Here is a 13,817-nt window from a genome sequence, read left to right on the forward strand (position 1 = left end):
CAACGCATTCGTCCCATCGGGCCCGGCATCGCATCAAGATTCGAATCCTGCAACGCATTCGTCCTATCAAACTCGACAACGCATTCAAGATTCGATGGCGATACTGTTGTCAGCATGGGGGAGATGCTCCAGCCGTTTTCTTGCATTCCAGTCGAATCGACGAGCCTTGCTCCAGAAATTGTACTCCCCGTTATAGCAGCCATCCTTGTCCACCTGCAGCTTCTTGCGTGCGATCATCTTCACATAGCCAATAACTCGACTGAAGGTTGCGATATCATCGCTGCTGCACACCGGGCAATTCGCGATGTTCTTCCCGTCCTCGGCGACAATCTGCTGCCCACATGCCAAACAGCTCGTCAGTGTCGGCGTCAACGTAATATATTGAATAGGCTTGTCGAAAATACTTCTCAAATAATCGGCGAGCCTCTCCGGCGCAAGCTTGCTTTCGAGAAAGTGGTGCAGGATGCTTCCAGAGGTCGCATAGGCTTGGAATTCGGCGCTGTTCTCAATTTGCCGCAGGAAATCATCTTCACTGAAGGGCAGCATGCAGCCAGAGGTCAAATAAACATTCTCCCCGGTTCCCTGAACGAAAATCGTCCGGTGATTCCGCTTCGCCCATTGCACATCATGACGCGCCAGCTTAATAGCAGCGTTCTCCCCAGGCGCATACTCAATCCCGCAGGCAACCCCGTCTCTAACGATATATTCGTTAATGGTTTCGGTCATGAATTGCATGATGCGGTGCGCCAAGCTTGTTCCCGCCTTGTTGTTCATCCCGCCCTCATAGCCGATATTAATCAAGCCCTCATGCATTCCGGTAACAGCGAAAACATTAAAGTAGCTGGATAAATCCCGGTTGAAGGCAAAAAAGGTCGGATACAGCTCCTTATTCCGTTCGATCCAATTCCGCTTCGCCATATGCCCTTCCTGCATAATGTTCAAATATTGCTTCATCATGGAGAAGAGCAGGCGCTCATCATGGCCATATTCCAGGAGCAGACGATTCAGATTGAGATTCAATACTTGCACGGCCCCGGTAGAGCCTGTCGAGCTGCCGAATATTCCGCTTCCCACCCTGGAGAGGACGGTCAGATCGATCTGCAGTCTGCAGCACAGACTGCGGCTGACCTCAGGATCACGGGGCTTCAAGTAAGGATTAAGACTGCGATAATGTTCATCCGTGAATGGCTCAGAACGGAAATTCTCGAAATATACGCCGCCCCACCGATACATGCTCTCAAGCAGATAGAGGAACAGTTGATTGCTATAATCGAATGCATCATCAATGGGGACGGTAAGCAGCGGGAAGGTGAACGGCAGTCCGGTGCCAGTGCCTTGCTTCATCACTTCGATGACAGCTTTGTTGATCCGGTCAAAATAATGGGTTGGAATGTCTGCATAACGGATATCCAGCGCTTCTCCCCCGATGATGACAAAGTCGTCCTTGATCTCATCGGAGGGCTTGCCGAACTCCAGCGTAATATTCGTGAAGGCGGATTGGGAGCCGCCGCGCAGCGGCATATTCATCTCCCAGATCAAGCTTTGGAATAATTGCTCCAGCTCTTCCTCCGTGTAATGGCGTTCCCGGATGAGTTCTTCGTAATAGAGATAGGAGGCGGAGATCGTCGTCATCTGAGACAGCATGACAGCGCCGGATACTTGCTGGGACATGAGGACGACAATATTGCTGAAATGCCGAAGCAGTGTCTCCAGTTTGCGGGTCGGCTTGGAGGACATCATATTTTTCGCTAGCGTAGGAATTCCAGAGGCGGCAATATCCTTGCAAGCGACGCTCAGGCAATAGGGGCTCAGCTGTTTGTCATGAATATAGATGACGCCATCACGGTACAATTCAGTGAGGCGGGCGGGCAGAATATGCTCCAGCAAGTATTCCTCTTCCGAATGATTCATCAGATTATGCCGCAGCAGGGGCAGCGAGTATACATAGTTGCTGTTCTCTCTCTTCAAATAATCGGCTTGCTTCGTTTCGGATTGCGAGGTAAAGGTTTCGATAATATCCATCGTATGACGAAACATAATCATTCCTCCAATTTAATAATGGGACAGCACTTGCTCCGGCTGGCAGTAGGGGTTCACGAAATAGGGAACACTGCTGTTGTATTTGTGATTCAACTGTTGCACATAACATTTGATTTCTTCGAAATATTGCTCGCTAAGCTGCGGATATCGCACCGTTCTTACTTGGCTGAAGGGGCTGTTATGACGGATGACAACATCCAGACAATCGACGATATCCCGGCATAGACGCCTGGAAGGAGCAACCCCGATAATGGCTTCGATTACCTCGCGATCCGCCTCTGGATCAAGACAATGAAACGGCAGCTTCATATCCATATGTACACCGTCAATCAAACGAGCATGCAGCAAGCGACGCAGTTTCTGCGGATAGGCGCCATTAGTGAAGACGATAATTTTTCCCCGAAAGACAGACCGCAGCTCATGAAGAAATTGTTCCATGCCCGCCATCTCATTAATGAGAAATTCACCGCCGCTCAGCAGCACAGCATCGAACAAGGTGCCGCAGCCGCGAAGACGTTCCAGCACAGCATCTGCGGTCAGGAAGCCGACAGGCTTCAGCGCAATCAGCTCCTCATGGTTGTGGCAGCCAAAGCAGCGCATATTGCATCCATTCCAGGAATGGATGAGCAGTGAAATATGCCCGGGCAAATCCTCGAACGTTCGTATCATGCGCGGGTAAAAAATGAGCATACCTTTCTCCTTTCCCGATTAAGCTCACAATAACCACTATATTTAGTTGGCAACTCGAATGTTAATACAAGATATAGGCAACGTGAAGTGATGAGCATCACAGTTGACAGGTTTTTTTATATAACCTGCACAATGCGCCTGGCGGACTGTGATGCAGATCATAGGGATTCTGCTGGCAGCTGTGCTATGATACTGCGGCATTATTTAATAGCGAGGTCAGGAGATGAGGCAATTGCATGGGTGAGGAATGGGTTCGTTCACGCTTCAACTTTGATAGGAAGGCGAGCAAGGAAATGAGACTGCTCTATAACTCGTATTCAGGCGCGATTGCCGCTGTCGAGGGTGTGGAGGAGGCGACGGCGAGATATTTGCTGCGGCGTGGAGCTATTCCCGCTGATGCTTCGGAATTGGAGGATGATACGCGCCACCTTTCAGGAGGGGCAGCGGAAGCCGCGGCGGTAATGGAATTGGCATCTCAAATGTACGAGTCTGGTTTTCTTGTGAGCAAGCATGCAGACGAGCTTCACATGGCACAGCAGCTGCATCAGAGACGGAAAGCAGCGAATTTTACGCATTTGGTTATTCTGCCAACGGAAGATTGCAACCTGCGATGTACGTATTGCTATCAATCTTTTTTGAGGGGGGAGATGGGGAGGGGAACAATTGAAGGTCTGAAAGCTTATGTGCATAGAGCAGCCGGTGGAATCGAGCATCTTGCGGTCAGCTGGTTCGGCGGGGAGCCGTTGCACGCCGCAGATGTACTAACAGAACTGTCACAGGCGTTCAAGATGAGCTGCGCATCTGCAAATATCCGTTATTCAGCGGATATGTCCACGAATGGATATGAGCTGACGAAGGAACGGTTGATACAGCTGCTGGATCTGAATGTGCACCGTTATATGGTTACATTGGACGGCGTAGGAGCTGTCCATGACAGAAGACGAGGGCTTCGGGAGCATAGTGGCGGGACCTTTGAGAGAATTATCGGCAACCTGCTGGAGTTGAGGGAGATTGATCGTTCTTTTACGATCGATATTCGCGTTAATTTCGATAAGGAGAATGTGGGTGAGATACCGAAGCTGCTGGACTTGCTCGCAGAAGCATTCGGTGGTGATCCCAGATTCCAGCTGCTCGTTCGTCCTGTCGGCCGCTGGGGCGGACCTCACAATGAACGAATTCCGGTATGCGGAAGAACAGCGGCGGATGCGCATTTATGGGAATTGACTCGTTATGGGCTGGAGCGCGGACTTGTACTTAGCGAGTCGATATCAGATTCACTGAAGCCGTCGGGTTCAGTCTGTTATGCTGCAATGCCTCAATCCCTTGTAGTCGGATCAGACGGACGTCTCTACAAATGCACGCTTGCGCTGGATGATGAGATGAATCAGGTAGGGAGATTGCATGATGATGGAAGTATTGAGCTTGATACTGACAAGCTAGCGCTGTGGACAGACTCCGGCGAGGAACAGGATGCGGTATGCCGCACCTGCTTCTATCGTCCGTCCTGTCAAGGCAATCATTGTCCGCTATATCGGATGAGAACAGGAAGACGCCCTTGCCCGCACGAGAAGCGGAGGCTGGGTCAGGTTCTGGATTTGTTATGGAGAAAGGGAATGAGAGGTGAATGAGATGAAGATCATCGTACCAGCTGTAAAGCCTGCCGCATTGGCGGTCGTTCAGGCGAATACGGGGAAGATATTGAAAGCTATGCCCGGCAGTTTGAAGTAGTGGCAAGCGGTAACAAGGGACACCCCTTCTCCAAGTGTTTTGAAGGTAGCGTGGCGGAGTGAGGAAGCCTGAGAATGTGCATGAATTTCGGTTACAAAGACGCTCTAATGGTAAAATTCCTGCGATCAGGCATGAATGTGAGCGAAAATCGGCCGCTAAAGAGAAACGAAGGTGAAATGCCTGCACGCTGGCAGGCATTTCACCTTTATGGGGTCAGAAACGAGTAAATACATGCCTTTTCGCATGTTTCGCCTGCTCGCATTTCGCTTGTCTCGGCGTTTGTGGGATCTGAAATCATCCAACCACTTTCTGGACACCCCCTTTTTCATAGGAATTGCAGTCCATTCGCTCACTCCTGCAGTAACGGCAATAGATCCGGGAGTGTGTCTTCGATGTGTGTGGATTCACTGCCGGTATAAGGTAGAGGCAAGCGGCGAGCGATGAGCAGAACTGCACAGATCATGTTCCTGTTCGTAATCGGATATGCGAAAGCACAGCGGAGCTGCTCTGCTATCATCATCGGGATAACAGGGCTTTTGTCTGCGGAAGAGGTGATGCGGTCTTCCCAAGCAGCCGGCCTGCCGGTACGAAGCGCCACTCCCGCCGGTCCTAATCCAGGCTTGAGCATCATCTGCTTGTAACGGTCCGTACGGTTGCCATAGGCATATCGCCAGCGTACGTGTCTGCCATCTGGCTCCACAATTGCCAATGCGGAGAAATCGCTGGAGGTTGTGCGGCACAAGCTCTCCAAGCGCTGCGAAATGATGGAATGCAATAACGGCATTTGAGGCTCACCTCCCTCCAAATTTATAGCTTCTGATTTCTAATTTAGAGGATTTGAAGCCGCTTGCATGTGATCTTTCTCACAGATCGGGCTGTGCAACGCCACATAATTGTCACCAATCGCGCACAACCGCACAAAGCGGCATGGGGATTGGTTTTTGCAGGCAATTTCTCCATTCTATCCGATTGGCGGATGGCCAAAACAGGCAGAAGTGTGATCGAAATCACTGCCACGCTCGGGTGACATATGTTTCAATTGGGGACAGAAGAAATTAGAGAGAGGGAGTAAAAAGAATATGGATCGAGCCTTCGCATCAAAATTCGCCAAGATGATGTTCCTTACTGTCAGTGGACTTTTCATCCTTATGTTCATCGGTTCCCGCTTCTTCACCCATATCGATATGGCGCTGTACGGGTACATGGTCGGCACATTCGTATTCATTGCCGGTTTTTTCTACCGGTTTATCGCCTGGGCAGAGCGTCCGCCCGCCAAGCTGATCCTGACCAAAGGAATAAAGCTGCTGTTTCGCAAGACAACTCCCCGGACGACAACGGAGCATCTGGTTACGTACCGGTTCATCTGGCATCGGGGCTGGTATCGCTGGACGCAGCATGTGCTGCTCGGGTGGGGCTGCATACTGTCAGCTTTCGTGACGTTTCCTCTCGTATTCGGTTGGATGTACTTTACGATGGATGACAATGGCTACTATACGGTCGTTGGCTTCGGCATTGATCTGATGAAAATTCGGGCAGACGGCTTCATCGCCTTTCTGTTCTTCAATGCGCTGAATATTACAGCCTTCATGGTTATCGGGGGCGTCTGCATGGCGCTTTACCGGCGGCTCAAAGATATGCAGGCCCGTGCGGAGCAATCCTTCGTCTATGACTTCCTGCCGCTCTATCTGCTGCTGTTCATCAGCATAACAGGGCTGCTGCTGACCTTCAGCAACATTTTTCTGCATGGCTTCGGCCATCCCGTAATGACCGTCATTCACCAGTGGTCTGTCATTATTACGCTGATCTACTTGCCGTTCGGCAAGCTGGCGCATATTCCATTCCGTCCGATGAGCGTGCTGGCGCGGAACTATCGGGAGCACTACAGCGAACAGTCGATGAAAGCATGCAAGGTGTGCGGAACAGGCTTCGTCTCAGCAGAGCAGTCGCAGGACGTTATTGCCCTGCTGAAACAGAACGATATCGAGTTCCAGATGAAGGAAGGCTTTCATCTTGCCGAGCTTTGTCTTCCATGCCGGCGCAAATACCGGATGTCGAGGTTCGCAGGCGTGCCTACGCATGAGGTGAAGGTCAAGGAGGCTAATCAGAATGCTAAAGGATAAATTCTACAAAACGGTTGCGAACAAGCGCCATCCAAACGAATCTCTCGTGCCGACACACTGCTCCTACTGCGGCATGCAGTGCGGTATGAATCTTCGCGTCGATACGTCAACCAACAAAATTATCGGCGTAGAGCCGCGCTACGATTGGCCAGTTACGCTGGGCAAGATGTGTCCGAAAGGGGTTACGGCCTATCAGCAAACGAACCATGACGACCGGCTGCTTCGCCCGCTCATTCGCGATAATCCGCTGCTCAAGGGTACGAAGGACGGATTCCGCGAAGCCAGCTGGGAGGAAGCCTATGATCTGATCGTTCGCAAATTTCAGGAGCTGCAAGGGCAGTATGGGAAGGATTCGCTTTCTGTATTCAGCGGCGTATCGATGACGAATGAGAAATGCTATCTGACCGGCAAATTCGCTCGTGTCGCACTTCAGACGCGATATATCGATTATAACGGCCGATTCTGCATGTCGAGTGCAGCTGCGGGATTCCTGCGCACCTTCGGCGTCGATCGCGGCTCCACCTTGCCATGGACCGATCTGCATCAGACGGATTGCCTGTTTATCGCAGGCAGTAACACGGCGGAATGTCATCCTACCTCGATGTTTCGTGTCTGGGAGGTGCAGAATCGCGGGGGCTATCTGATCGTTGCCGATCCGCGCGAGACACCGCTCGCCAGAAGAGCGGATATTCATCTCGATCTTCGTCCCGGCACTGACCTTGCGCTGGCGAATTGCATGGTCAATCTGCTCATACAGAATGGTTATGCGGATGAGGAGTTCGTCAGGGCGCATACAAACGGGTTCGATGAGCTGGCTGAAGTTGTGAAAGTATTTACACCGGAGTATACGAGTGAAATTACGGGCGTTGCTGTAGAGAAGCTGGTTCGCGCGGCTGAGATCTACGGCAAGGCTCCCGAAGCGGTTGTTCTGTTCGCCCGCGGTATCGAGCAGCAGCACAAAGGAACCGACAATGTGTCGGGCTATACGAATATGTGTCTTGTAACGGGCAAAATCGGACGTCCCAAATCAGGCGTAGCGACCTTCACCGGACAAGGGAACGGGCAGGGAGGCCGCGAGCATGGACAGAAGTCCGACCTGCTGCCCGGTTACCGCAAGATTACGAACCCCAAGCATGTAGAGGAAGTGTGCAAGGTGTGGGGAATCAAGCCGGAGGAGATGCCGCAGCCGGGTGTCTCGGCCTATGAAATGTTCGAGCTGATGATGAATAAGACGATACGCGGCTTGTATCTGCTCTGCTCCAATCCGGCGGTATCCGCTCCGAATCAGCATGCGGTTCGGGCTGCGCTGAAGGAGCTCGACTTCATGGTCTGCTCCGATCTGTACTTGTCGGAATCCTGTGAATTCGCGGATGTGGTGCTGCCGACAACCTCATGGTCGGAGGATGAAGGGACGGTCACTAATCTGGAAGGGCGGATCATCAAGATCAACAAGGCACAGGAGCCGCTGGGCGAATCGAAGCCGGACTGGCAGATTCATGTTGAGCTTGCGGAGCGGCTGGGACGCGGCCAATATTTCAGCCATTTGACGACGGCCTGCAAGGTCGCTGATGAGTTCCGGCTCGCCAGCAAGGGCGGTTATGCGGATTATTACGGCGCAACCTGGGATAAGATCGACAAGCAGGACGGGGTTTTCTGGCCGTGCAAAAGCGAGGAGGATCCAGGAACGCCGTATATGTTCCTTGACAAGAAATTTTATCATGCGGATGGCAAGGCGATGCTGTGCGCACTTCCTTACCGCCCTCCGGCGGAGGAGCCATGCGCCGAGTACCCGCTCAGGCTGACGACGGGGCGTGTCGTTTACCATTACTTATCCGGCAACCAGACCCGCAGAATTCCGTTTCTGAGAGACATGTGCCCTGAGCCCTACGTGGAGGTTCACCCGGCAACCGCACAGAAATATGGCATAGAGCATGAAGAGGTAGTGAGACTGCACACCCGTCGCGGCGAAGCCTTCTACAAGGTGAAGATTATCGAGGCTATACGTGAAGATACGGTGTTCGTGCCCTATCATTTCGGACATGATTTGTCCATCAATCTGCTTACGATCGCAGCGCTTGATCCGATATCCCGCATGCCGGAATTCAAGGTCTGTGCTGCCCAAATAGACAAAGTGGCTGAGAAACCAAGCGGGAGGCCCCAATGAAACAATATCTGTATATCGAGATGGACAATTGCATCGGCTGCCGCAGCTGCCTTGCAGCTTGCACGCAATGCGGCGGCCATGACGAGCGCAACCGCAACTATGTCTATGATGTGAATCCGCTCGTCGACCGCCAGACGATTCCGCTCATGTGTCTGCACTGCGTCAATCCCGCCTGCGCGCGGAGCTGTCCGGCCCAGGCGATCCAGATTACAGCGGAGGGCGCTGTGCTGTCGGCGCTGGTGGAGAAGTGCATCGGCTGCCAGAATTGTACGATTGCATGCCCGTATGGCATACCCAAGTTCGATGAAGCACAGAATCTGATGTACAAATGCGACCTCTGCTATGACCGGACCAAGGATGGCATTCCGCCGATGTGCGCGTCTGTTTGTCCGACCAACACGCTGCAATGGGTGACGGAAGAAGAACTCAGCATGAAGAAGGAGCAGCACCGCCTGGGCAAATGGATGTCCAGCCGCGAGCCGTTCGATCCGCTGGAAGGCGAGACCAATGTCAAAATCAGTTTGCCAGGCATTCTGCAGGGCAAGCAAAAGCTATTCTAGCAGAATCATCGAACTAATATAGACAGGGGTGATTCCCGGTGGGACAGGGACACAATGTGAATGGGGACAGCAAGGCCAACAATAAGAACGGCAAGATTCCTTTTGATGAAGACAATTACACGCACAATATACACAAGGACAACGAGAGAAGCCTCGACCGTCGCAGCTTTATGAAGCTGATGGCCGGTGCTGCAGGGGTGTTTGCCGTCTCCACGCTGCCATGGGGAGCAATAGCGGCCAAGGAGCTTGCGGGCTTCGGCAACAAGAAATATACAGCGGCGAAAATTACAGATATCAGTGAAATAAAGGTCGGAGAAGCGATAGAGTTCGCTTATCCAGGCAAGCATGACTCGGCGCTGCTCATCCGGCTTGGCGAGAATGAGTTCAAGGCCTACCAGAATGCCTGCACCCACTTGAAATGTCCGGTATTCTGGAGCAAGGAGCAGGGCGAGATGGTATGCCCATGCCATCACGGGGTATTCGATCCGAAGACAGGCGCTCCTACCGCTGGCCCGCCCAGAAGGCCGCTGCCCGAAATTGTTCTCGAACGGGAGCAGGGCGCCATAATCGCAACGGGAGTGAAACGTTATGAAGCGTAGCTATCGGGGCGTCGTGCTGCTCAGTCTGGTGCTGTTCCTGAATATCGTCTGTACACAGCAAACGGTGAATGCCTATTATTACGAGAAATACGAGACGGTCATCCTGTTCTGCGGGCTGAACCTGTTGTTGTTTCCTGTGGCTTTCTGGATCTATAAGCGGGAGCGTGATGTCAAATGATTAGAAAAATTCAGCTGCCGCTGCAAACCGTCAGTCTGGTGCTTGGTTTCATGGTTTGGGTTATACTGTCCTCGCTAATGCCCTTTATTAAAGATGATATTACGCTCTCATCCTCCCAGCTTGCGTGGGTTACGGCCATCCCGATTCTGATCGGGTCCATCGCGCGGATACCTGTCGGATACTGGACCAATCGGTACGGTGCCCGCAAGCTGTTCATGCTCAGCTTTGTGCTGCTGCTGGCGCCTGTTTATTGGATCAGCCAGGCGGATTCGTTCGCGGATCTGATTATTGGCGGCGCTTTTCTCGGGATCGGAGGCGCTGTATTCTCGGTTGGTGTTACTTCATTGCCCAAGTATTACCCTAAGGAGCGTCACGGCTTCGTGAACGGCATTTATGGTATTGGCAATCTGGGAACGGCCATTTCGGCATTCGGCGCCCCGGTCGTTGCCAGTGCTTGGGGATGGTCGAATACCGTTCTGCTTTATAGCATCATATTGATCACTCTTGCTGCACTCAATTTCTTGCTCGGGGACCGTGAGGAAGTATCCGTCCGCACACCGCTGCTGGAGCAGATCAGAGCGGTATCCCGTTCGGAGAAGCTGTGGTTTATTTGTCTGTTCTACTTTCTGACGTTCGGTTCATTCGTTGCATTCACCGTCTATTTGCCTAATTTTCTCGTCAGCCACTTTCATCTGGAGAAGGTCGATGCCGGCATGCGCACAGCGGGCTTCATCGTGCTTGCTACTGCGATGCGGCCTATCGGAGGCTGGCTTGGCGACAAGTTCAATCCCTTCAAAATATTAATGCTCGTATTCGGCGGCTTGACGGTATCCGCTATTCTGCTATCGTTCGCGCCAAGTCTGCAATTGTACACCGTAGGCTGCCTGACCGTTGCCTTGTGCGCCGGCACAGGGAATGGCACGATCTTCAAGCTTGTTCCCATGTACTTCAGTAAACAAGCTGGCATCGCCAATGGCATCATTTCGGCTATGGGCGGCCTCGGCGGCTTCTTCCCGCCGCTGATCCTGACGATGCTGTTCAGCATGACGGGTCATTATGCGATTGGCTTCATGGCCCTGTCACAGATTGCGCTGGCGAGCCTGATCATCGTCATCTGGATGTTCTATCAGGAAAGGTTGGTGCTGGCTGCCAATATTGTAGAGAACACGGTAGAGGGGATTATGATCACGGACAGGAACGGCATTATCCATTCCGTGAATGCGTCCTTCACACGGCTGACGGGCTATACTTCCGCTGAAGCGATTGGCAAGACGCCAAGCATTCTGAAGTCGGGCAAGCAGGACAAAGCCTTCTATAATGCGATGTGGGAGAGCTTGCAGAGCCAGGGCTTCTGGCAGGGAGCGATTTGGAACCGGAAGAAGAACGGCGAAATTTATTTGGAATGGCTGACAATCAGCGCGGTTAAGAGCGACTCCGGCGATGTGGTCTACTACTCCGGCATGTTCAGTGATATTACAACCCAGCAGCATTTTCACCATCCCCATGGCGGGGAGGAAGCCTATGCTTAATGAATTTATTGTCGATTTGTGCTTTATTCGGCCGCAGACGGAGCATGGATCCCCTTTTCCGCAGATGGAGTCAGAGCTGAATCTGCTGTTCTCAACCTCTGCTGCATCCGCTGTTCCTTGTTATGTGGATCGGAAGAGGGAGGAAGGGCTCGATATCGCGGTTGCTCAGGTCAGCGGACTGTCCGTATGGAGTTCGGAGCGGGAAGTCATTGCTTATATGGAGAATGGGATGGAGCAGGCGAGTCTGAATTGGCTGAGCGGCTATCGGGTTCAGGTGATCCCCAAGGAAGATGCTGGCACATGCTGTCTCAAGAAATGAGGTTGAGTGATGGAGAACTGGGAACATCGGTTGGCAAGCTACTATGGCAAAAGGATGGAGCTCATTATTGAGGATTACGCAGGAAGCGACCCGCTGGCCCCGCCAGCGAGCCGTCCCCTGCATCATGTCATGTTGGCCCATGAGGGCACGCATCTGCAGTTTTATTTTAACGAGAAGCAGTTTCTGGCTATTCCCGTCTATGACGATGACAGGACGCGCCTCCAGGAAGCGGAGCAGGGGACGGTCTTTACCTCTGAAGATACTGCTGCCAAGCTGATCTATACCGTACGGTTTCTACTCTGATGGATGGGTGGCAGTCGATGATCAAGCCAGTAGTAATACGGAATTTCCTCAACTTCCACTTTAAGAAACGGTACGATGCGGAATGGCTGCGATCACCAAACTGCCCACGTACTCCTTGCTAGAGGCTGATCCGTCATTCAAACGCCGGGACTTGCGTGATGCAAGATGTGAGCGAGGTAAAACATGCGAAACGGCATTTATTTGCTCGTTTCTGGCCCCATGAAGGTGAAATTCCTGCCAGCGTGCAGGCATTTCACCTTCGTTTCTCTTTAGCGGCCGATTTTTGCTCACATTCATGCCTGATCGCAGGAATTTTACTATTATGGCGTCTTTTAACCGAAATTCATGCACATTCGCAGGCTCCTTTCTCCGTCACGCTGCCTTCAAACCACACTTGGGAGAAGGGGTTGTCCAGATAGGCATATCCAAAGAAAAAGATGCTTCCAGTTCCACTTCTTAGTGGTTTGGAGGCATCTTTCACACGAGAGAAAAACGACAGTTTCGCATGTTCCTCTAGCTCGCATCTTGCTTGATGGCGGCAGTCGGGAGAACGTGACGTCCCCTGGGGATAACACCTCGCTAGACCTCAATGCCCGCTGACCGGATCTCCATTGTCCATTCCATCCGCTGTTACGCGAAGGATGCCGACGGCTCCTTTGGTCGCATGATCGAACTGATGCGTGACAATCGGATAATCGCCTGCTTCGGTTACTGTAAATTCCACGATTGCGCCACCGCTGGCTGGCAGCAGTATCGTCTGCATCCCGTACAGAATATTGCGGGGATTCCCGTCAAGATATACACGATCCATTATTGTACCTACGATATGGAAGGAAGAGACTTCATTCGGGCCAGCATTATTGATGTAGATCCGCACGGTATCGCCAACCTTGGCAAGCAGGGGGGGCTGGCTCAGCGAGTAATCCGTTCCGTTGAATACGACATACTCCGGCTCCCCATTCAGAAAATCCTCGAAGTCCTGCTCCTTGTACCATTCACTCTGCACGATCGTATACTCGCGGTCGATCTCGTTGTCAGACGGATAGCCGTCCTTCGGTTCTACGATAATCATCCCGTACATGCCATTGGCAATATGAGCGAGTACAGGCTTTGTCCCGCAATGATACATGAATACGCCAGGCGTGTCTGCGGAGTAGCTGAAGCTGCCCTGCTCGCCCGGCATGATGTCGATAAACTTCTTGCTCGGTGCGGCATGAACAGCATGGAAGTCCATGGAATGCGGAACATCGGGGTCCATATTGTGCAATGTAAAATGGATCGTATCTCCTTCCTTTACATGGAGAACAGGACCAGGCACTGTGCCGTTGAAGGTCCAGGCATTATAGAATACGCCCTTCGATATTTCCACATCTGTGACCTGAGCTGTCATTGCGATATGTACATTCCGGCCATCTCTGGTGATGACAGGTTGTACCGGAGGCTGGCTGATTCGCTGCTCGGAGCTCGCCTTCTCCGCCTGAGCCTGTTCGTTGGCATTGCCTTCGCAGGATGCCAGAAGCAGGATGGAGGCAGCCAGTGCAAGGAGACAATGGATACGCTTTAGCCTAATCATAAATAATCACCCTT

13 protein-coding genes are annotated in these 13,817 nt (G+C 52.2%); 9 read left to right on the forward strand and 4 right to left on the reverse strand.

Features of this window, described 5'->3' with window-relative positions; all coding sequences use genetic code 11:
* Positions 1 to 84: 84 nt before the first annotated feature.
* Together nrdD and K0T92_RS10805 are read right to left on the reverse strand one after the other, a co-directional pair.
* Complete coding sequence (gene nrdD, locus K0T92_RS10800) at positions 85 to 2,037, reverse strand: anaerobic ribonucleoside-triphosphate reductase (RefSeq protein ID WP_219872486.1); 1,953 nt, start codon at positions 2,035 to 2,037, stop codon at positions 85 to 87.
* A gap of 15 nt (positions 2,038 to 2,052) precedes the next feature.
* The gene (locus K0T92_RS10805) at positions 2,053 to 2,730 is read right to left on the reverse strand and encodes a radical SAM protein (protein ID WP_219872487.1); all 678 of its coding nucleotides are present in this window, start codon (positions 2,728 to 2,730) and stop codon (positions 2,053 to 2,055) included.
* Positions 2,731 to 2,966: 236 nt separating this feature from the next.
* Between K0T92_RS10805 and K0T92_RS10810 the strand changes: the two genes are divergently transcribed.
* On the forward strand, positions 2,967 to 4,358 hold the full coding sequence (locus tag K0T92_RS10810) for a radical SAM/SPASM domain-containing protein (protein WP_219872488.1): 1,392 nt from the start codon (positions 2,967 to 2,969) through the stop codon (positions 4,356 to 4,358).
* A gap of 449 nt (positions 4,359 to 4,807) precedes the next feature.
* Here the strand turns inward: K0T92_RS10810 and K0T92_RS10815 are convergent, their stop codons facing one another.
* Positions 4,808 to 5,242: a GAF domain-containing protein gene (locus K0T92_RS10815; protein ID WP_219872489.1), complete on the reverse strand. Its 435-nt coding sequence runs from the start codon at positions 5,240 to 5,242 to the stop codon at positions 4,808 to 4,810.
* A 295-nt stretch (positions 5,243 to 5,537) separates the two neighbouring features.
* Between K0T92_RS10815 and K0T92_RS10820 the strand changes: the two genes are divergently transcribed.
* The 8 genes from K0T92_RS10820 to K0T92_RS10855 are packed head-to-tail and all read left to right on the forward strand — an operon-like array spanning position 5,538 to position 12,230.
* The gene (locus tag K0T92_RS10820) at positions 5,538 to 6,578 is read left to right on the forward strand and encodes a cation-translocating P-type ATPase (protein WP_219872490.1); all 1,041 of its coding nucleotides are present in this window, start codon (positions 5,538 to 5,540) and stop codon (positions 6,576 to 6,578) included.
* Positions 6,565 to 8,742, forward strand: coding sequence for a molybdopterin oxidoreductase family protein (locus K0T92_RS10825; protein WP_219872491.1), 2,178 nt, complete (start codon positions 6,565 to 6,567; stop codon positions 8,740 to 8,742). The genes K0T92_RS10820 and K0T92_RS10825 overlap by 14 nt, the downstream gene beginning before the upstream one ends.
* Positions 8,739 to 9,302 carry a 4Fe-4S dicluster domain-containing protein gene (locus K0T92_RS10830; RefSeq protein ID WP_219872492.1) on the forward strand — a complete coding sequence of 188 codons (564 nt, stop codon included), beginning with the start codon at positions 8,739 to 8,741 and terminating at the stop codon, positions 9,300 to 9,302. Before K0T92_RS10825 ends, K0T92_RS10830 begins: the two co-directional genes overlap by 4 nt.
* 38 nt (positions 9,303 to 9,340) lie before the next feature.
* Positions 9,341 to 9,901: a Rieske 2Fe-2S domain-containing protein gene (locus K0T92_RS10835; protein ID WP_343223691.1), complete on the forward strand. Its 561-nt coding sequence runs from the start codon at positions 9,341 to 9,343 to the stop codon at positions 9,899 to 9,901.
* The gene (locus tag K0T92_RS10840) at positions 9,891 to 10,079 is read left to right on the forward strand and encodes a hypothetical protein (RefSeq protein ID WP_219872493.1); all 189 of its coding nucleotides are present in this window, start codon (positions 9,891 to 9,893) and stop codon (positions 10,077 to 10,079) included. The genes K0T92_RS10835 and K0T92_RS10840 overlap by 11 nt, the downstream gene beginning before the upstream one ends.
* Positions 10,076 to 11,608 carry an MFS transporter gene (locus tag K0T92_RS10845; protein WP_219872494.1) on the forward strand — a complete coding sequence of 511 codons (1,533 nt, stop codon included), beginning with the start codon at positions 10,076 to 10,078 and terminating at the stop codon, positions 11,606 to 11,608. The genes K0T92_RS10840 and K0T92_RS10845 overlap by 4 nt, the downstream gene beginning before the upstream one ends.
* Positions 11,601 to 11,927 carry a hypothetical protein gene (locus tag K0T92_RS10850; RefSeq protein ID WP_219872495.1) on the forward strand — a complete coding sequence of 109 codons (327 nt, stop codon included), beginning with the start codon at positions 11,601 to 11,603 and terminating at the stop codon, positions 11,925 to 11,927. The genes K0T92_RS10845 and K0T92_RS10850 overlap by 8 nt, the downstream gene beginning before the upstream one ends.
* Before the next feature lie 9 nt (positions 11,928 to 11,936).
* Positions 11,937 to 12,230: a hypothetical protein gene (locus tag K0T92_RS10855; RefSeq protein WP_219872496.1), complete on the forward strand. Its 294-nt coding sequence runs from the start codon at positions 11,937 to 11,939 to the stop codon at positions 12,228 to 12,230.
* 586 nt (positions 12,231 to 12,816) lie between these two features.
* Here K0T92_RS10855 and K0T92_RS10860 read toward each other — a convergent pair.
* Positions 12,817 to 13,803 carry a multicopper oxidase domain-containing protein gene (locus tag K0T92_RS10860; protein WP_219872497.1) on the reverse strand — a complete coding sequence of 329 codons (987 nt, stop codon included), beginning with the start codon at positions 13,801 to 13,803 and terminating at the stop codon, positions 12,817 to 12,819.
* Positions 13,804 to 13,817: the final 14 nt, after the last annotated feature.

Origin of the sequence: Paenibacillus oenotherae, from assembly GCF_019443105.1 — a bacterium.
GTDB classification, from domain to species: Bacteria; Bacillota; Bacilli; order Paenibacillales; family Paenibacillaceae; genus Paenibacillus_Z; species Paenibacillus_Z oenotherae.